1 pseudogene is annotated in these 1,103 nt (G+C 37.2%); it reads right to left on the reverse strand.

Annotated features, from left to right (window positions below):
- Positions 1 to 1,103: pseudogene (locus PVA17_RS24810) on the reverse strand (IS3 family transposase); the annotation flags it as partial.

Consider the following 1,103-nt stretch of genomic DNA (forward strand, 5'->3'; position numbering starts at 1 on the left):
TCTAACGATTCACATGCTCTAATAGTTGTTTCATCTTTAAAATGCCCAAAGAATGATTCTTGTGGCGCATTATCCCAACAGTTTCCTCGGCGTGACATGGACTGCCCTAAGCCCATTTTCTTTACTAAAGCTTGGAATTTTGGGTTCGTATAGTGGAAACCTTGATCCGAATGGATAAAGGCATCTTCCCTTAAATGGCGATGCTTCTTCAATTTATGTAACGTGTTGAGCGCAATGTCCATACTTAATGTAGATGATACTTCATAAGCTAAAATTTCATTTGTTTCGGCATCTTTTATCGTTGATAAATAAGCACGTTTACCGCCTCCATATGTTAAATATGTGATATCGGTTAGTAATACTTTTCCTGCCACACCTTGCTTGAAGTTGCGGTGTAAATTGTTAAGGCATGTGCGATGTTCCTTCGTTGCTTTTGCCATACGACGTGCTGGATTCGCTTTTCGAATTGGGCAGATAATATTAAATTTCTTCATAATGCGACGGATACGCTTTAAGTTGTACGTAATCTTATATTGATTTTCTAAGGTCATTTTAATTTGACGTGCACCTTTCTTATAACCTCGGAAGTGATACGCCTTTAAAATAATTTCTTTCACACCTTCATCTGCTTCATTCTGTTTTTGGCGACTTTGGATGGCTTCCTTACTAAAATATCGATAAAAACCAGAACGTGAAACACCTGTAATTTCACAAAGATAACGAACAAGACGCTTTAGTTGATACTTCTCTATGATTTGGTGGATGAGCTCGAATTTTTGGGTTGTAGTTATTTGGATTTCTTTCTCATCATCTGCCTTTCGAGTTGATCCAGCTTTTTTAAAAGTTCATTTTCAGCTTCTAATAATTTCATCTTCGCTTCTAAGCGTTCATATTTTTCTTCTAAACTTAATTCCCGTTCTAATGGACGACCTGAATGATGTTTTCTTGCATCCTCTAATCCCACCATCCCACGTTCTTTATATGTAGTACGCCAACGATAGGCCGCTTTATTTACGCGTGTCATGCCGATAATATCAATATCAAAACCTGCTTCAAGAAAAATTTCACGAGGGTATTTTCCCTTCTCAAATTCATCTATAAAG

It is taken from the genome of Lysinibacillus sp. CNPSo 3705 (assembly GCF_028674935.1).
In the GTDB taxonomy this organism is placed as follows: domain Bacteria; phylum Bacillota; class Bacilli; order Bacillales_A; family Planococcaceae; genus Lysinibacillus.